Annotated in this window: 16 protein-coding genes and 1 pseudogene; 10 read left to right on the top strand and 7 right to left on the bottom strand. The window is 39.9% G+C overall.

Annotated elements, in window-relative coordinates; all coding sequences use genetic code 11:
• Nucleotides 1-23 precede the first annotated feature (23 nt).
• The 5 genes and pseudogenes from accB (at nt 24) to IV512_RS05275 (ending at nt 5,415) form a co-directional block, all read left to right on the top strand.
• Nucleotides 24-518 carry an acetyl-CoA carboxylase biotin carboxyl carrier protein gene (gene accB / locus IV512_RS05255; protein ID WP_209401349.1) on the top strand — a complete coding sequence of 165 codons (495 nt, stop codon included), beginning with the start codon at nt 24-26 and terminating at the stop codon, nt 516-518.
• A gap of 87 nt (nt 519-605) precedes the next feature.
• A complete protein-coding gene (accC, locus tag IV512_RS05260; RefSeq protein ID WP_209401350.1) occupies nt 606-1,958 on the top strand; it encodes an acetyl-CoA carboxylase biotin carboxylase subunit in 1,353 nt (450 codons plus the stop codon).
• An 83-nt stretch (nt 1,959-2,041) separates the two neighbouring features.
• Nucleotides 2,042-3,152 (top strand): annotated as a pseudogene (locus IV512_RS05265) (NAD(P)/FAD-dependent oxidoreductase).
• Nucleotides 3,153-3,233: 81 nt separating this feature from the next.
• Complete coding sequence (locus tag IV512_RS05270; RefSeq protein ID WP_209401351.1) at nt 3,234-4,958, top strand: IlvD/Edd family dehydratase; 1,725 nt, start codon at nt 3,234-3,236, stop codon at nt 4,956-4,958.
• Nucleotides 4,945-5,415 (top strand): 3-oxoacyl-ACP synthase, encoded by a 471-nt coding sequence (locus IV512_RS05275; RefSeq protein ID WP_371743259.1) that lies wholly within the window; start codon nt 4,945-4,947, stop codon nt 5,413-5,415. The genes IV512_RS05270 and IV512_RS05275 overlap by 14 nt, the downstream gene beginning before the upstream one ends.
• 17 nt (nt 5,416-5,432) lie before the next feature.
• Here IV512_RS05275 and IV512_RS05280 read toward each other — a convergent pair whose 3' ends face one another.
• Nucleotides 5,433-5,873 carry a small multi-drug export protein gene (locus IV512_RS05280; protein ID WP_209401902.1) on the bottom strand — a complete coding sequence of 147 codons (441 nt, stop codon included), beginning with the start codon at nt 5,871-5,873 and terminating at the stop codon, nt 5,433-5,435.
• A gap of 513 nt (nt 5,874-6,386) precedes the next feature.
• Here IV512_RS05280 and IV512_RS05285 point away from each other — a divergent pair.
• A complete protein-coding gene (locus IV512_RS05285; protein ID WP_209401352.1) occupies nt 6,387-6,899 on the top strand; it encodes a PAS domain-containing protein in 513 nt (170 codons plus the stop codon).
• A gap of 11 nt (nt 6,900-6,910) precedes the next feature.
• On the opposite strand, the gene pyk is transcribed toward IV512_RS05285, so the two are convergent.
• The 5 genes from pyk to IV512_RS05310 all read right to left on the bottom strand — a co-directional run bounded on the left by pyk (nt 6,911) and on the right by IV512_RS05310 (nt 11,280).
• The gene (pyk, locus tag IV512_RS05290; RefSeq protein WP_209401353.1) at nt 6,911-8,359 is read right to left on the bottom strand and encodes a pyruvate kinase; all 1,449 of its coding nucleotides are present in this window, start codon (nt 8,357-8,359) and stop codon (nt 6,911-6,913) included.
• A gap of 4 nt (nt 8,360-8,363) precedes the next feature.
• A complete protein-coding gene (locus tag IV512_RS05295) occupies nt 8,364-8,828 on the bottom strand; it encodes an IPExxxVDY family protein (protein ID WP_209401354.1) in 465 nt (154 codons plus the stop codon).
• A 109-nt stretch (nt 8,829-8,937) separates the two neighbouring features.
• Entirely contained in the window at nt 8,938-9,675 is a 738-nt protein-coding gene (gene rnc / locus IV512_RS05300; RefSeq protein WP_209401356.1) for a ribonuclease III, read from the bottom strand.
• Nucleotides 9,676-9,680: 5 nt separating this feature from the next.
• Nucleotides 9,681-10,934 (bottom strand): beta-ketoacyl-ACP synthase II, encoded by a 1,254-nt coding sequence (fabF, locus tag IV512_RS05305; protein ID WP_209401358.1) that lies wholly within the window; start codon nt 10,932-10,934, stop codon nt 9,681-9,683.
• 112 nt (nt 10,935-11,046) lie between these two features.
• Nucleotides 11,047-11,280: an acyl carrier protein gene (locus IV512_RS05310; protein WP_008269813.1), complete on the bottom strand. Its 234-nt coding sequence runs from the start codon at nt 11,278-11,280 to the stop codon at nt 11,047-11,049.
• A gap of 263 nt (nt 11,281-11,543) precedes the next feature.
• Between IV512_RS05310 and IV512_RS05315 the strand changes: the two genes are divergently transcribed.
• The 4 genes from IV512_RS05315 (at nt 11,544) to IV512_RS05330 (ending at nt 15,720) form a co-directional block, all read left to right on the top strand.
• Nucleotides 11,544-12,119 carry a phosphoribosylglycinamide formyltransferase gene (locus IV512_RS05315; protein WP_209401360.1) on the top strand — a complete coding sequence of 192 codons (576 nt, stop codon included), beginning with the start codon at nt 11,544-11,546 and terminating at the stop codon, nt 12,117-12,119.
• Nucleotides 12,119-12,754 (top strand): viroplasmin family protein, encoded by a 636-nt coding sequence (locus IV512_RS05320; RefSeq protein ID WP_209401362.1) that lies wholly within the window; start codon nt 12,119-12,121, stop codon nt 12,752-12,754. Before IV512_RS05315 ends, IV512_RS05320 begins: the two co-directional genes overlap by 1 nt.
• Before the next feature lie 89 nt (nt 12,755-12,843).
• Nucleotides 12,844-13,770: a PfkB family carbohydrate kinase gene (locus IV512_RS05325; protein ID WP_209401364.1), complete on the top strand. Its 927-nt coding sequence runs from the start codon at nt 12,844-12,846 to the stop codon at nt 13,768-13,770.
• A gap of 51 nt (nt 13,771-13,821) precedes the next feature.
• On the top strand, nt 13,822-15,720 hold the full coding sequence (locus tag IV512_RS05330) for an amidophosphoribosyltransferase (protein ID WP_209401366.1): 1,899 nt from the start codon (nt 13,822-13,824) through the stop codon (nt 15,718-15,720).
• A 949-nt stretch (nt 15,721-16,669) separates the two neighbouring features.
• Here the strand turns inward: IV512_RS05330 and IV512_RS05335 are convergent.
• Complete coding sequence (locus tag IV512_RS05335; protein ID WP_100870238.1) at nt 16,670-17,278, bottom strand: superoxide dismutase; 609 nt, start codon at nt 17,276-17,278, stop codon at nt 16,670-16,672.
• Nucleotides 17,279-17,305 lie beyond the last annotated feature (27 nt).

A 17,305-nucleotide genomic window follows, 5' to 3' on the forward strand; every position in this document is an offset into this window, starting at 1 on the left:
GAATACTAAACAAACTCAAATTCATGGATATAAAAGAGATTCAAAGCCTTATTAGATTCGTAGCGAAATCTGGTGCCAGTGAGGTGAAATTGGAGATGGAAGATATCAAAATTACCATCAAAACAGGTTCTTCAGATTCCGGTCCGGAAACTACTTTCGTTCAACAAATACCTATGGCACAGGCGCCAATGGCTCAAGGTCCGGTTCAGGCAGCTGCTCCCGCCCCAGAGTCCACTTCGGGATCGACGCAAGAAACGAAAGGAGAAGAAGATTCGAAATACATTACCATCAAATCGCCGATTATCGGTACCTTCTATAGAAAGCCTTCGCCTGATAAAGACGCTTTCGTCGAGGTAGGTACGAACATTGGTCAAGGTGATGTTTTATGTGTCATAGAGGCAATGAAACTTTTCAATGATATCGAATCTGAAGTTTCAGGTAAAATTGTGAAGATTTTGGTCGAAGATTCTTCACCGGTAGAATTTGACCAACCCTTATTTTTGGTAGACCCTTCATAGTTTAGAAACCCCAAATAACAAAACCTGAATTCCAGTTTTATAATTTGGAGTTCGGCACTTGCAATTTGGCTTTTAATTTTAAAAGTTATGTTCAAAAAAATACTGATTGCCAATAGGGGAGAGATAGCATTACGGGTAATTAGAACCTGTAAAGAAATGGGTATTAAGACCGTTGCCGTATACTCTAAGGCAGATGAAGAAAGTTTACATGTTCGTTTTGCAGATGAGGCAGTGTGCATAGGTCCGGCGCCCAGTAGTGAATCTTACCTAAAAATTCCAAATATTATTGCGGCGGCTGAGATTACTAATGCCGATGCGATTCACCCAGGCTACGGTTTTCTCTCTGAAAACTCTAAGTTTTCAAAAATTTGTGCAGAGCACGATATCAAGTTCATTGGTGCTTCTGGTGAGCAGATAGATCGAATGGGCGATAAGGCTACCGCCAAAGAAACAATGCGTAAAGCTGGTGTACCCACCGTACCGGGTTCTGAAGGCTTGCTTAAAGACATTGATCACGCCAAGAAGGAGGCTAAAAAAATGGGTTACCCCGTTATGATCAAGGCAACCGCCGGTGGCGGTGGTAAAGGAATGCGCGCCGTATGGAAAGAAGAGCAAATGCAAGACCTTTTCGAAAGCGCCGTACAAGAAGCTACCGCAGCCTTTGGCAATGGCGGCATGTATATGGAAAAGCTGATTGAAGAGCCAAGACATATTGAAATTCAAATCGTTGGGGATCAATATGGCAAAGCTTGTCACCTTTCTGAAAGAGATTGTTCCGTTCAGCGTCGTCACCAAAAATTAACAGAGGAAACACCTTCCCCTTTTATGACCGATAAACTTCGCGATGAAATGGGCAAGGCTGCGGTCAAAGCTGCAGAATTTATCAAATATGAAGGGGCGGGCACCATAGAATTTTTGGTCGACAAACACCGAAATTTCTATTTTATGGAGATGAATACCCGTATTCAGGTAGAGCACCCTATAACTGAGCAGGTGATTGATTATGATTTAATTCGTGAGCAGATATTGGTAGCCGGTGGAGTGCCTATTTCAGGTAAAAACTATTTGCCGAAACTTCATTCTATTGAATGCCGTATCAATGCGGAAGACCCGTACAACAACTTTAGACCTAGCCCTGGTAGAATAACCACTTTACATATGCCAGGTGGACATGGAATTCGTATGGATACCCATGTGTATAGTGGGTATAGCATACCCCCGAACTATGATTCTATGATTGCTAAGTTGATTACCACCGCCCAAACAAGGGAAGAGGCTATCAACAAAATGAGGCGGGCATTAGACGAGTTTGTCATCGAAGGTATTAAAACAACTATTCCTTTCCATAGGCAGTTAATGGATCACCCTGATTATTTGGCCGGTAATTATACCACCAAGTTCATGGAAGATTTCAAGATGAAGCCCGAGAAAGAAGATTAAGTAAAAGCCCCGAAAAAATTCGGGGTTTTTTTATGCTTTGACCTTAATTTTAAGGGTGTCTCAGAATTAAACACCAAAGTACAGTGAACTTAAGCTATTGGGAATATAAAACTTGGCTCTCTAACATCGACTTTACTGTTGTCGGTAGTGGCATCGTAGGGCTCAATTGTGCGTTAAGGCTTCATGAGCGCTTTCCCAAAGCAAAAATTTTAATATTGGAAAAAGGGTTTCTACCTCAAGGCGCTAGCACAAAGAATGCGGGTTTTGCCTGTTTTGGTAGTATTTCCGAGATTCTAGACGATTTACGCTCTCATTCCGAAGAACAAGTACAACAGTTGGTAAAAAAGCGATGGCAAGGCATTCAATTACTTCGAAAGAAACTGGGTGATTCGAACATCGATTTTCAACGACTGGGCGGGCATGAAATATTTCTTGACAAAGACGGTTCGCTTTATAATGAATGCCTAGAGAAACTTGAGTCGGTCAATGAACTTTTGCAACCTATTTTCCAAGGGAAACCATTTTTTGAAAAGAAAAACATCTTTAATTTTAATAAGGTTAAAGACTATTATATCAGCCATAAGTTTGAGGGGCAAGTTCATACCGGTAAAATGATGCATGCCTTGCTGCACAGGGTTCAAAAAAATAAAGCAATTCTTCTAAATGCGGTAGAGGTAGAAGAGTTCATCGAAAATGAAACAAACATTACGGTCAAAACGAATCTGTTTGAATTCAAAACAAAGAAACTTATTGTCGCTACAAATGGATTTGCTGCAAACCTCTTGAACGAATCTATAAAACCTGCTAGAGCACAGGTGCTATTGACCAAACCGATAGAAAACCTTATGGTAGCGGGTACATTTCACTTCGAAAGGGGCTATTATTATTTTAGAAACATTGATAATCGCATACTTATTGGCGGGGGCAGAAACTTAGATTTTAAAGCTGAAGAAACCATTGAATTCGGTGTGTCCGAATTGGTTCAAAACCGTCTTGAATGTTTGCTAAGAGATATAACTACCTAATATTCCCTTTGAGATAGAAAGTCGGTGGAGCGGTATTATGGGTATGGGCCAACAGAAACGACCGATTGTTAAACAGCTTTCGAACAATGTTTATTGCGGCGTGAGATTGGGCGGCATGGGCATAGCTATAGGTGGCCTAGTTGGTAAGGAAGTGGCAGATTTAGTTTAGGTCTGGGGTAATTGGGTTCAACGTTGTTTGTCTGATTGATTATCGCTATTTTAATCCAATCAAAACTCCAACTTAAACTTAATGTCAGAAAAGAAAAAACTACGTAGCTCAGAATGGTTCAACAGTGACAATAAGAAAATGAATTTTGTACACCGTTCATGGTTGCGAAATCAGGGGTATCCAGATGATTATTTTGAAGGAAAGCCGGTCATTGGAATTTGTAATACATGGTCTGATTTAACACCTTGCAACGGACACTTACGGCAATTTGCGGAAGTAGTTAAGAGAGGAATTTTGGAGGCAGGTGGCTTTCCTATGGAATTTCCGGTGATGAGTTTGGGTGAAACTATTATGAAGCCCACTACCATGCTTTTTAGAAATTTGGCCAGTATGGATACCGAAGAGTCCATTAGAGCCAATCCCTTGGATGGTATTGTTCTTTTAACAGGCTGTGATAAAACCACCCCGTCTACGTTGATGGGGGCATGCAGTGTAGATTTACCTACCATTGTTGTTCCGGGAGGCCCTATGTTGAGTGGTCGCTTTAGAGGAGAGAAAATAGGTTCTGGATCTATGAACTGGATGGTAAAGGAAAAGCAGAGCAATGAAGCCTTTACAGATGCGGATTTTCGGGAGGCGGAGGTTTGCCTGGCCCGGAGTATCGGTCATTGCAACACCATGGGAACGGCCTCAACAATGGCCACTATGGTGGAAGCCTTAGGACTAACATTGCCCGGATTCTCTTCCATACCGGCTGCTGATTCAAGAAAAAAAATGTACGCACAGCTTTCCGGTAGACGTATTGTAGAAATGGTCAAGGAAGATTTAACCTTATCAAAAATACTTACTAGAAAAGCATTTGAAAACGCTATAGTTACCAACTCCGGGGTTGGCGGTTCTACCAATCTCATTATTCATTTAACGGCCATAGCGGGCCGTATGGGCGTAGATTTAAAGTTGGAGGACTTCGATATACATGGTAGCAAGATACCGTTGCTGGTCAACCTAAAACCGTCCGGTAAATACTTAATGGAAGATTTCTACTATGCAGGAGGTCTGCCTGTGGTATTAAAGAATTTAATGCCCTTGCTACATAAGGATGTTATTACCGTAAATGGCACCACAATGGCTGAAAATTATAAAGATGCCATATGCTATGAAGAGGATGTGATACGCACCTTGGATGATCCCTTAAAGAACGAAGCAGGTATTGCAGTCTTAAAAGGAAATCTATGCGAAAATGGCTCCGTTATTAAACCCTCCGCAGCATCATTGCATTTAATGAAGCATAGAGGCAAGGCAGTCGTATTTGAAACGATGGAAGACTATCACAGCCGCATCGATGACCCCGACCTTGATATCGACAAAGATAGCGTGATAGTTTTAAAGGGTGTGGGCCCCAAAGGTTACCCGGGAATGCCAGAAGTAGGTAATGTAGATTTACCGGAGAAACTTATTAGGCAGGGCGTAAAAGATATGGTACGAATTTCTGACGGCCGAATGAGTGGTACAGCAGGGGGTACAGTGGTCTTACATGTATCGCCCGAATCAACCGTTGGTGGCACTTTAGCCTTGGTGGAAAACGGTGATATGATTGAGCTTGACGTTGAGAATAGAAAACTTCATTTAGATGTTTCCGATGAAGAACTTGTCAGGCGTAAAAAAGTCTGGGTCGCTCCTGAGCCTATGGCAAAGCGGGGCTATGTAAAACTCTATATCGACCATGTCGAACAAGCCGATAAAGGCGCCGATTTAGATTTTTTGGTAGGAGGTTCGGGCTCTAAAGTGGAACGTGATTCACATTAAGAGAGCATTGATAGATAAAAACGATTTAATTGGTTACTGCCATAAATTTGTAGCGAATCGAATGGTTCGAATACAAGATAATATTTCTGGGGTTCAAGAGTCTTTACAAAGCGAGACCAAGAGCTCCGCAGGCGACAAACATGAAACGGGTCGGGCCATGCTTCAACTCGAAAGGGAAAAGCTAGGCCAACAATTGATGGAGGCAGAAAAGATGAAAGCAGTCTTGAATAAGGTCAATATCGATAATGAATCAACTTCGGTGGCATTGGGTAGTTTAGTGAAAACTTCTAAGACCTTTTATTTTATAGCGATATCGGCTGGAGAGTTTAAGGTTGGGGAAGATGCGGTATTCTGTATTTCCGTTGGTACACCAATAGGTCGTTTATTGTTAGGTAAATCAGTTGGTGACAGCATTTTGTTCAATGAAAACCAATTCGAAATACTTTCGATCAAGTAAATCTGGCAGAAGAGGGTCTACACCGTACCCATACCTTTCATTGAGATAAGAGTCGCAGACCAAACAATTACCGACGATAGAAAGATTCCTATGGTATTGGCCCAAAAAGCTTTTTTACGCTCTATCTTGAACAGATAAGTGGCAATGCTACCTGCATATACTCCGGTACCGGGCAACGGGATCATAACAAACAGTATGAGGCCCCAAAAACCGAATTTTTTAATTTTTTCACCACTACCGGTCTTAGCTCTACGTGCCACATATATTGCCGACTTTTTATAGAAAAACCAACGTAAGAAATATTTGTTGATTTTATCTAGAAAAAAAAGCATCATCGGAAATACGAGAACATTGGCCAAAAAACAGCCAATGAACACCAAGTAGATATTGATGCCATTTAGCATTCCATAGGGAATACCGGCCTTGGCTTCCCCAAAAGGGGATAAACTCCAGAGTATAGCGATTATGAAATCTATGATATCAGTATAATTTTAAGGAAAGGCAAAACTACTATTCTCCACCAATATCAAATCATAAAAAATGATTAAAGTATGTTTTATTCCGTTAATAAGCTTTTAAGGGGCGTTGAGCCCATAATTTGGAACAATGTGTTCGAACACAATATTATTGGAATCAATGAGTTTTAGTAGAGCAATTCGTTTTACCCCCAAATCGAAGAACTATGAAAACATTTTTTATTAAATTATCCCTATTAATAGCTGTTTTAATGACAGCCCTTTCCTGTAGTGTAGAGTCTGAACTTGAAGATATGGCCGATGAAATAGAAAGAGGAAACAATGCACAGATCACTTCTGAGATGGTAACAAACAAATAGTTTGTTATAAAAAATCAGAACGATTACTGAAGAGGCGAAGGTAGTTTTATGTCGTTTCTATATAGCTTGATATTTGTGCGTAGTCATGGGATTTTGTACTATTGGCGTGAACATTTATTGTTTTCAGATGAGCGAAATGAAAATTTATGACAAGGCTGCGGAGCGATTTTATCATTCTAAGCCATTAAATTGTTTTCCTTTACTGTCACACGATTTTAGCTGCAACTATTTTGATGCTTTCTGTGAACATTTTCACGATTCTAGAGGGTTAAAGCAATTATCTAAAGCAAATAATTGGGATGGTTTTACTGAAGGAAATAAAAGTTCTTTCAAAGAGAATATCGTAGTTATTGTGACCGATATGAATTTAAAGATTGTTTATGCCAGTTCTAATATTAGAGATTTAACAGGATATAAGAAAAATGAGGTCATCGGGCGCAAACCTTCAATGTTTCAAGGCTCGGAGACGAGTAAAACTGTAAAAGAACGTATTAGAGCGGCGGTAGGGCAAGGGCTTTCGTTTGAAGAAACGTTAATTAATTATAAGAAAAACGGCTTACCCTATATTTGTAATATAGAGGGCAAGCCGTTGTTTGATAAAAAAGGCGAACTTGTAAATTTCATCGCCTATGAAAAAGCTGTTGCCTAGCCTTTTAGATGCTAGCTGTCAAAATTACAACTTTCTATTTCTGTTACCCTAAGCGTATTGACCATACCCTTTTCTCTGATTGGCATTGCCGCAAGACTAATGAGCATATCCCCTTCCTCTAACAGACCTTTCTTACAAGCAATCTGATTTACATCGTCGATGGTTTCATCAGTGGTTACATACCTGTCATAATAAAAAGCCCTAACGCCCCATAAAAGGTTTAACTGAGTTAAAATACGCTTGTTGTCAGTAAACACTAAGATATGTGCGCTTGGCCGCCAAGCTGAAATTTGAAAGGCTGTATAGCCACTATTTGTGAGTGTTGAAATTGCCTTTGCCTTTATTTCATTGGCCATTGTAGCCGCGTGATAACATATAGATTTTGTTATATACCGCTTGGTACGAATGTGTGGAGGGTCATGTGGTACCTGAATGAGTTCAGAGCTCTCAACACTTTCAAGAATACTTGTCATCTTATTGATTACCTGAACAGGATAATTTCCAACTGAAGTCTCTCCAGAAAGCATTACCGCATCTGCACCATCCATTACAGAGTTGGCCACATCATTTACCTCAGCTCTCGTAGGAGTGAGGCTCGTAATCATGGTCTCCATCATTTGGGTAGCAATAATCACGGGTATACGGGCTTTCTTGGCACGTAAAACAAGTTGTTTTTGAATTAACGGAACCTCTTGCGCAGGAACTTCAACACCAAGGTCACCACGTGCAACCATAAGTCCGTCACAATAGGCAACGATCTTATCGATATTTTCTACCGCTTCCGGCTTTTCGATTTTGGCAATTATCGGAATTTTTACTTCCGAGTGCTCTTTGATCAAGTTTTGCAGGTCAATTAAATCTTGGCTAAAACGAACGAACGAAAGAGCGATCCAATCCACATCTTGAGAAATGGCGAAGATGGCATCATTAACATCTTTTTCCGTAAGGGCAGGCAAAGAAATATTGGTGTTGGGTAAGTTTACCCCCTTTTTAGACTTTAGAGGGCCACCTTGAATAACCTCCGCCTTAACTTCATTCTCACCGTTCGTAGTTACGACTTGGAACATGAGTTTTCCATCATCTAAAAGTATAAGTTCACCGGCCTTTACATCTCTAGGAAAAGCTTCATAGTTCATATACACCTTCTCTTTGGTGCCCTCAAATGGTTTTCCGGTCACGAACGTTATCTCATCACCAGGTTCAACTACTACTTCACCGGCCATAACCCCAACTCTGAGTTTTGGACCCTGTAAATCGGCTAGTATTGATGTATATGAACCTAATTCTTCATTAAGTTCACGAATCATATTTATTCGCTCGGTAACGTCATCGTAATTGGCATGTGAAAAATTTATGCGAAAGACATCTACCCCAGCTTCGATCATGTCTCTTAATACCTCTTTTTTGCTAGTAGCCGGCCCAAGGGTGGCAACTATTTTTGTCTTCTTTTTGCTAGACATTGATTCAATAAATTAAGTTGTTCTTAGATTTTAGTTTGTCTGTATCTATATGGTAAGCCGTAACTATACGCGGTACGGCCAATAGCATTTTTAAGAGTTCTTCTGTGTTGTCATGGTCATCTTGCTCGATTTTGATAAAATAATCTACATCTCGGTACTCTGAAACCACTGTAAATGTAGAATAGGCCGGCTCATCTCTGAAAAGATCTGTTCTTAATGAGGTGTCTTCCCTAATAGTATTGTTGGGAAAGAACGTCCAATATCTATCGTTGAAATCATCTTGCCATTCAAAAATGGGAACAGCTACATGTGCCGATAAATCAAGATCTTTACGCCTTCTTCTAAAATTTGACTTTAGACACAGGTTAAGAGCGTAGGCCATGGCATAATCTTCAAGACTGCTGTGCAAAGCAATCAAATCGAAGGAATCTTCGTAAAAGTCCGTCGAAATTTTATGTATCGCTACCATAGCCACAGAAAGCAGCAAATATAATATTAATACAGAACAACGCCTAGGTTAGTGAAGTCTAAACCTAAATTTTGGCATTCTATAACGTTTTAGTTACAAAAGAGGCGGCTTAAGATTTTTTCATTTTGTCTTGAAGCGCGTAATAAGCTCTTTTTGAGGCGATTTCTTCCGCTTTCTTTTTCGAGGTAGCTCTGGCCTTTGCCATTATTTTTCCACTAATACTGAGTTTGACCGCGAAATGTTTTAAAGTATCGTTGCCGGTGTCTTCATAAACATTATAATTGAAGGTTTTTTTCTGCTTTTGGCACCACTCGATCACTAGGCTTTTGTAGCTGATTACTTTACCTTCAAGTTGTTCGATATCTACATAGGGCCCTATTACTCTATGGGCGATGAATTTTTCACAATACTTATACCCCCGATCAAGATAAATGGCACCCACTAGAGCTTCAAAAACATTACCGTGAATATTCTCGCCAAAATGTGATTTGGGTATTCTACTCTTTACAAAGTTGATAAGGCCTAAATCTTTGCCCAATTCGTTAAGGTGTTTACGACTTACGATCTTTGAACGCATTTTTGTCAAGTAGCCCTCGTCTCCATCGGGTACTTCATCATATAAATGCTTTGAAATAATAGTACCTAGCATCGAATCGCCTAAGAACTCCAGACGCTCATAGTTCATAGGGTTTCCTTTATCATCCTTTTTATTGGCAGATCTATGTAAAAAGGCTCGTTTGTAGATATCGAGCTTTTTGGGCTTGAAACCTAATATTTTAGTTATCCCCAAAAAAAAATCCCCATCCTGTTTGGAATGGGAATTGAATATATTGGAAGGAAACGCCATCAGTTTTACTCGCTTATTTTTTTGAATATAACGCAAGCATTATGACCGCCAAATCCGAAAGTGTTGCTCAATGCAACATTGACCTCTCGCTCTTGTGCTTTATTAAGGGTAAGGTTTAGAGTTGGATCAATATTCTCATCTACAACTGAATGGTTTATAGTTGGTGGCACTACCCCATGTTTCATGGCCAAAATCGAAGCTATAGCCTCAATTGCACCTGCGGCCCCCAAAAGGTGACCGGTCATTGATTTTGTAGAGTTGATATTAATATTCGGCGCATGATCTCCAAATACTTCACTAATTGCTTTCAGCTCGGCAACATCACCTAACGGAGTTGAAGTACCGTGGGTGTTGATAGCATCTACGTCTTCGGGTTTGAGGCCTGCATCGCGTAAACAGTTTTCCATAACTCGAACAACACCAATTCCATCAGGGTGCGGTGCGGTCATATGATAGGCATCACTTGATAGTCCGCCACCGGCGACTTCCGCATATATTTTTGCTCCACGTGCCTTGGCATGCTCATATTCTTCAAGAATAAGTGCACCGGCACCTTCACCTAAAACAAAGCCATCTCTCGTCGCATCGAAAGGCCTTGAGGCTGTTTCGGGGCTTTCATTTCTTGTAGATAAGGCGTGCATGGCACCAAATCCGCCCATACCTGCAATGGTTACGGCCGCTTCACTACCGCCGGAAACGATTACGTCGCAGTGGCCAAGTCGAATATAATTCAACGCATCGATCAATGCGTTGGCCGATGAGGCACATGCAGAAACCGTTGTATAGTTAGGCCCCATGAAACCATGTTTGATCGAAATATGCCCAGGAGCAATATCTGCAATCATTTTCGGAATAAAGAAAGGATTAAAACGAGGTGTTCCGTTGCCTTCGGCAAAGTTCATAACTTCGTTCTGGAAAGTTTCGAGACCTCCGATACCTGCACCCCAAATAACGCCAACACGAAATTTATCAAGGCTTTCAAGATCAAGACCTGAATCTTTTATAGCTTCATCAGAAGAAACCAATGCATATTGCGCAAATCGATCTAGCTTACGAGCTTCTTTTCGGTCGAAATGATCTTCTGCATTGAAATTCTTGAGTTCACAAGCAAATTTGACCTTGAATTTTTCAGTGTCGTAATAGGTAACCGGTGCAGAACCGCTTTTGCCTTCTTTGAGACCTTCCCAATATTCTTCAATATTATTACCTATAGGAGTTAATGCTCCAAGTCCGGTAACTACTACTCGCTTTAATTGCATTGAACTTAATTTTTCGTTTTGATTTTAAGCCAACCGTAAATTAAAAAAAATTATCCATGCGATAAGGTTACCACATGGATAATTTTGAATCTCTTTTAAAGAACCATAAAGATTACTTCGCTTCTTCTATATAACTAATGGCCTGGCCAACTGTTGCGATGTTCTCAGCTTGATCGTCTGGGATTTGGATATCAAATTCTTTCTCGAACTCCATAATCAATTCCACTGTATCCAAAGAATCTGCCCCTAGGTCGTTTGTAAAGCTAGCTTCCGTTACCACTTCGTTTTCATCAACACCTAATTTATCAACGATGATAGCTTTTACTCTTGATGCAATGTCTGACATAATAAAATTGGTTTTAAATTTAAATTGTTGGCAAAAATAAAAAACTTTGGTTGAATAACACTATTAACCGATAAAATGTATGGTAATTTACTAAATTTAAATGCAAGAGTGCTATTTTCGCTTCAAATATTTTTAGCTCATCCTTTTTAAAAAAATCTTTGAATTTTAATTTAGATGAGTTGAATTCAAGAAGAATTTTAACCATACTTCTTCTGTTCGATAGATATATCAATTGATTAACCGCTCGTTTAAATTCCAATTTTTTGAAAACGAAACGTATAGTACTTTTTGCCTCGGGCTCTGGGTCCAATGTCGAAAACATTGTCAATTACTTTAAAGACAGCCAAAGAATTGAAATAGCTGCTGTTTTAACCAATAAAAGGCATGCGAAAGTTTTGGATCGGTGTGATAGATTGGGTATTAATGCAATTTATTTTAATCGGCATTCTTTTCTTAAAACCGACTTTGTCTTAAATGTGTTAAAGTCGATACGGCCCGATTTAATTGTGCTCGCCGGTTTTCTCTGGAAAATACCAGAAGATTTAATTTTAAGCTTTCCCGATAAAATTATCAATATACACCCCGCCTTACTGCCTAAATATGGCGGCAAAGGAATGTACGGAAGCAAAGTTCATGAAGCCGTCAAGGCCAATAATGAGGTTGAAACCGGTATAACAATCCACTACGTAAACGAGAACTACGATGAGGGCGCTATAATACAACAAGCCAAAACGGTTGTAGATCCTGATGACACGCCTGAAACTATTGCTGCCAAGGTTCATGTATTGGAGTATGAGCATTTTCCAAAAGTTATTGCAAAACTGTTAGCAGAGAACTAATGGCCAAAAAAGAAAAATTCTATACCGTTTGGAAAGGCAAGCGCCCTGGAATTTACACCACCTGGAAAAATTGCAAAGCCGCAATAGAAGGTTTTAAAGGAGCGCAGTACAAATCTTTTTTAACTTTTGCTGAAGCCAAAAAAGCTTATAATGGCAATTATGATGATTTTAAAGGGAAGAAAAAAGTGGGTTCTACACTTTCACCTCAAGAACTTTTAAAATTTGGCTCTCCCAATCATAATTCTATATCTGTAGATGCTGCCTCTAGCGGAAACCCTGGGGTCATGGAATACCAAGGGGTGGATACCAAAACGGGAAAAAAGCTTTTTAGGCAAGGTCCGTTTGCGCAGGGAACCAACAATATCGGGGAATTTTTGGCCATCGTACACGGGTTGGCCTTTCTAAAGCAAAATAACAGTGATCGAATTATCTATACCGATTCTAGAACGGCAATGAGCTGGGTTCGGAAAAAAACCTGTAATACCAAGTTGCAGGAAACCGAAAAAAATAGAGAACTCTTCGAATTGATTCGCAGAGCGATACTATGGCTAAAAAACAACTCTTACCGTACACCAATTGTCAAATGGGAGACCAAGGCTTGGGGAGAGATTCCTGCAGATTTTGGAAGAAAATAAACCGTTTGCCGAATTTTGTAATTTGATATCCGCCGTAAGGTATATTCGCTTTGCAAAACCTTATATTTGCAGCAAAATTGCAAGACCTTATGGGTAAACTTTTGATTGTAGGTACTGTTGCCATTGATGAAATCGAGACTCCTTTTGGAAAAACAGGAAAAGTGCTGGGCGGTGCGGCTACCTTTATCGGATTGGCGGCTTCACAATTTGATGTTGAATCAGGTATTGTTTCCATTGTTGGTGATGACCTACCCGACGCTTATCTAGAGACCTTAAAGTCTAAAAATATTGACCTCACAGGTGTCGAAATTGTAGAAGGGGGAAAAACCTTTTATTGGAAAGGGAAATATCATAATGACCTTAATAGCAGAGATACGCTTATCACAGATTTAAATACGCTGGCAGATTTTCGGCCCAAGGTGCCTGAGCACTTTAATGATTCGGATGTGGTGATGCTGGGTAATTTGCACCCTTCCGTTCAATTAAGTGTAATTCAGCAGATGAAAACACGACCAAAACTTATTGTTTTGGATACGATGAACTTTTGGATGGATAATGCACTTACTGAATTGAAAGAAGTCATTCAACATATCGATGTTATCACTATTAATGATGAAGAGGCCCGGCAATTGACCGAAGAATATTCTTTGGTTAAGGCTGCAGAGGCTATTCAGAAGATGGGGCCTAAATATGTAGTTATTAAAAAGGGCGAGCATGGGGCGCTTTTGTTTCATAAAGAGCAAATTTTCTTTGCACCCGCACTACCGTTAGAAGAGGTTTTTGACCCAACGGGAGCAGGCGATACTTTTGCCGGTGGCTTTACGGGGTATTTAGCGGCAACGAACGACTTGTCTTTTGAAAACATGAAAAATGCGGTCATTCATGGGTCTAACTTGGCTTCCTTCTGCGTAGAAAGGTTTGGCACGGAACGAATGGAAAACTTAAGAAGGCACGAGGTGGATAAAAGACTCCATGAGTTTAAAGCCCTCACCCAATTTGATATAGAATTAAAATAAAACACGCCCCTATCTAAACAGGGGCTTTTTTAATAAATAAGGAGATATAAAATGAGCGACGCTATCAAACACGAATGCGGTATTTCGGTAATTCGTTTGTTAAAGCCTTTAGAATATTACAAAGAAAAGTATGGTACGGCCTTTTATGGGGTAAACAAAATGTACCTGATGATGGAGAAGCAGCACAATCGTGGTCAAGACGGTGCAGGTTTCGCCAGCATTAAACTTGATGTAACCGCCGGGGAACGCTATATGAGCCGTGTTCGTTCTTGTGCACAACAGCCTATTCAAGATATTTTTGCACAGATCAACGACAGGATCAATACAACTTTGCTTGAGCACCCTGAATATCGTGATGATGTTGCTTTACAGAAACAACACATACCATATATTGGCGAGGTATTATTGGGGCATGTGCGATACGGTACTTTCGGTAAGAACAGTATAGAGAGTGTACACCCGTTTTTGCGTCAGAACAACTGGATGCACCGTAACCTTATCGTTGCCGGTAACTTCAACATGACCAATGTTCATGAATTGTTCGACAATTTGGTGCAATTAGGTCAGCATCCTAAAGAGATGGCCGATACCGTTACCGTAATGGAAAAAATCGGGCATTTTCTAGATGATGCCGTTGCCAAGCTTTACAAACAAATCAAAAAAGAGGGTTATACCAAACAAGAAGCCTCACCATTGATTGCAGACCGATTAAAGGTAGGTAAGATTTTACGACGGGCCTCAAAAAACTGGGATGGTGGTTATGCCATGGCAGGATTATTGGGTCACGGCGATGCTTTTGTTTTAAGAGATCCCGCGGGTATTCGCCCAGCTTATTACTATCAAGATGATGAGGTTGTGGTCGTGGCCTCTGAGCGACCTGCAATTCAAACGGTTTTTAATGTGCCTTATGATGAGGTTATTGAGCTTGATCCCGGAAATGCTATTATTATTAAGAAAAATGGAAGCTTTTCCCTTAAGGAGATTTTACCTCCGGTAGAGCGTAAGGCCTGTTCTTTTGAGCGTATTTATTTTTCACGGGGAAGTGATAAGGAAATCTATCAAGAGCGAAAGAAATTAGGGAAGTTGCTTTTCCCCCAAATACTGAAGTCTATTGATCACGATATAAAGAATACCGTTTTCTCGTATATACCCAATACGGCCGAAACTTCATTTTTCGGAATGGTCAAAGAGGCCCAGAACTACTTGAACAAGCGTAAAGAAGAGCAAATTTTGGCTATCGGCTCTAAAATTACCAGTGAGGAGCTTCATTCTATTTTAGAAATCAGGCCGCGTATTGAAAAGGTAGCCATTAAAGACGCCAAACTTCGAACGTTTATTACACAAGATAGTAGTAGAGATGATTTAGTCACCCATGTTTACGATATATCGTACGGTTCTGTTAAAAAGGGCGATAACTTGGTAATAATTGATGATAGTATCGTAAGGGGTACCACCTTGAAAAGGAGCATACTTCGCATACTGGACCGACTTTCGCCAAAAAAAATAATTGTAGTTTCTTCCGCTCCACAAATAAGGTATCCTGACTGTTACGGTATTGATATGGCCAAGTTGGAAGACTTTATTGCATTCAAGGCAGCCTTGGCACTTCATCAAGAACGATTGACTATGAACGTTGTAGATGATATTTACGACAAGTGTTTACAACAAGTAAACTCAAAAGATGCCGAGGTCGTAAATTATGTAAAGGAGTTTTATGCTCCATTTACTGCGGAAGAGATATCGGAAAAAATAGGAGAGTTATTGAGTCCTGAGGGGATAAAGGCCGAAGTGGATATTATATATCAGACTATAGACAGTCTTCATGAAGCTTGCCCTAAAAATTTAGGGGATTGGTATTTTACAGGCGATTACCCAACGCCAGGTGGTAATCGAGTGGTAAACAGAGCCTTTATCAATTTTTATGAAGGCAAGAACCAGAGGGCATATTGATCAATTTACTCGATGAAATACATAAATTAGGGTATTTCATCGATATTCTAAGTCTTTCAACGTCTTTTTGTACATATACGCAGCGTGCATACATAATTTTAGTCTTGCCATAGCATAAGTAGGTTAAGTTCATGGTAAGATTTGGGGCAAAAAAGGTGGAGATTTCTCCACCTTTTTTATTTCTATAAGCTTGGGGGTATCGAGAGAGCAAATTTTTGAGATCTGCGACCAAGTGTTGATATAGCACTTTAACCTACTTTATAGACCGTTCAACAAAGAACTTTTAGAACCGTAAATACCCGCATTATATTTGGAGGACCATAGCATAAGTAGGTTAAGTTCATGGTAAGATTTGGGGAAAAGGCGGAGCAAATGCTCCGCCTTTTTATTTTCAGAAGTAGGCATTCGAATATTTCCACAACAAAGAATACTATTTAGTTCCGCAAGCATTTTCTAAATGTCTCCCTATATATGAATGAGCAGAACTCGATAGGTATTTTGACCACTTAAACGTACGTTTATCTAAAACCTTTTTCTTGCGAAATCAATCACTCTATATTTGGAGAACCATAGCATAAGTAGGTTAAGTTCATGGTAAGATTTGGGGAAAAGGCGGAGCAATGCTCCGCCTTTTTATTTTCGCGAAACACCAGTAATTCATAGTGTTAACACTTTCAAGTTCATTTTTTGTTAAAAAAAAGCTTTAAAATTTCCAAAATTTCTTTTTTTATTTCCCACAATACCAGTATTTTAGTGCTGCCATAGCATAAGTAGGTTAAGTTTATGGTAAGATTTGGGACGAAAAGGGTGGAGACTTCTCCGCCCTTTTCTATTTTAAAAAAGTACTGTTCAGAGGGCTTTCTTTGAATGAAACCATAAAATTTTAAACAAAAAAAAGTCCCGGTCGTTAACTACGACCGGGACTTTTTAATTAGTCAGCTTTCTTTCTCTATTTATTACTAGAGTATAATTCTGAAACTTTGTCCCAATTGATTACATTGAAAAATGCATCGATGTATGCAGGGCGCTGATTTTGGTAGTTCAAGTAATAGGCATGTTCCCAAACATCCAACCCAAGAATCGGTTGACCTCCACAGCCAACATTAGGCATTACCGGGTTGTCTTGATTAGGCGTGCTGCATACTTCTACTTTTCCACCTTTGTGAACACAAAGCCATGCCCAGCCAGAACCGAACTGACCGCCAGCAGCACTGCTAAACTTTTCTTTAAAGTCTTCGAATGAGCCATAAGCATCATTAATCGCTTCGGCTAGTTCACCAGAAGGTTTTCCGCCGCCGTCAGGTGACATGACTTCCCAAAAAAGAGAATGGTTATAAAAGCCCCCGCCATTATTTCGAACTGCGCTATTAGACATGTCAAGATTCTCGAGAATGTCTTCAATAGACTTTCCGGCCAAATCTGTGCCTTCGATGGCGTTGTTCAATTTGGTCGTGTAACCATTATGATGTTTTGTATGGTGAATCTCCATGGTACGAGCGTCAATATTAGGTTCAAGAGCATCGTATGAATAGGGTAATTTTGGTAGTTCAAAAGCCATATTACTTAATTTTTTAGATTATTATTT

This window comes from Pseudozobellia sp. WGM2 (assembly GCF_017810075.1).
Taxonomy (GTDB): Bacteria; Bacteroidota; Bacteroidia; order Flavobacteriales; family Flavobacteriaceae; genus JADNYK01.

Coding starts and splice junctions, on each gene's coding strand:
- IV512_RS05270 (WP_209401351.1), top strand. CDS start 3,234: ATGTCAGAAAAGAAAAAACTACGTAGCTCAGAATGGTTCAACAGTGAC.
- IV512_RS05325 (WP_209401364.1), top strand. CDS start 12,844: ATGGGTAAACTTTTGATTGTAGGTACTGTTGCCATTGATGAAATCGAG.
- pyk (WP_209401353.1), bottom strand. CDS start 8,359: ATGTCTAGCAAAAAGAAGACAAAAATAGTTGCCACCCTTGGGCCGGCT.
- IV512_RS05330 (WP_209401366.1), top strand. CDS start 13,822: ATGAGCGACGCTATCAAACACGAATGCGGTATTTCGGTAATTCGTTTG.
- rnc (WP_209401356.1), bottom strand. CDS start 9,675: ATGGCGTTTCCTTCCAATATATTCAATTCCCATTCCAAACAGGATGGG.
- fabF (WP_209401358.1), bottom strand. CDS start 10,934: ATGCAATTAAAGCGAGTAGTAGTTACCGGACTTGGAGCATTAACTCCT.
- IV512_RS05285 (WP_209401352.1), top strand. CDS start 6,387: ATGAAAATTTATGACAAGGCTGCGGAGCGATTTTATCATTCTAAGCCA.
- IV512_RS05320 (WP_209401362.1), top strand. CDS start 12,119: ATGGCCAAAAAAGAAAAATTCTATACCGTTTGGAAAGGCAAGCGCCCT.
- accB (WP_209401349.1), top strand. CDS start 24: ATGGATATAAAAGAGATTCAAAGCCTTATTAGATTCGTAGCGAAATCT.
- accC (WP_209401350.1), top strand. CDS start 606: ATGTTCAAAAAAATACTGATTGCCAATAGGGGAGAGATAGCATTACGG.
- IV512_RS05310 (WP_008269813.1), bottom strand. CDS start 11,280: ATGTCAGACATTGCATCAAGAGTAAAAGCTATCATCGTTGATAAATTA.
- IV512_RS05335 (WP_100870238.1), bottom strand. CDS start 17,278: ATGGCTTTTGAACTACCAAAATTACCCTATTCATACGATGCTCTTGAA.
- IV512_RS05295 (WP_209401354.1), bottom strand. CDS start 8,828: ATGGTAGCGATACATAAAATTTCGACGGACTTTTACGAAGATTCCTTC.